At 65.8% G+C, this 395-nt stretch carries 1 pseudogene; it reads left to right on the forward strand.

Annotation, left to right across the window (positions count from 1 at the left end):
- Nucleotides 1-395: pseudogene (locus AC1DJO_RS29900) on the forward strand (hypothetical protein); the annotation flags it as partial.

Genomic DNA, 395 nt, shown 5'->3' on the forward strand with positions numbered 1-395 from the left:
GCGCGAAGCCCTGCAACGCGGCGCCGACGGCATGTTCACCGTCGGCGACGACGAACACGAAGAGATCTACCACCTCTCGCGCCGTACGTTCCGCCTCAACGGCCGCAAGCACGAGTTGATCCTGCTGCGCCAGCTCACCGCCGAACTGCGCCGCCAGGAAGTGCAGACGTGGAAGAAGGTGATCCGCGTGATCAGCCACGAGTTGAACAATTCGCTGGCGCCGATCGCTTCGCTGGCGCATTCGGGCGCCGAGCTGGTTCGGCGCGGGCAGTACGAGCGTTTGCCGAACGCGCTGGCCACGATCGAAGATCGCGCGCGGCACCTGGAAGGCTTCATCCGCGATTACGCGCGTTTCGCCAAGTTGCCGGCACCGCGCGTGGAAGCGGTCGATTGGC

The sequence above is a fragment of the Rhizobium sp. 05N430 genome (assembly GCF_056396985.1).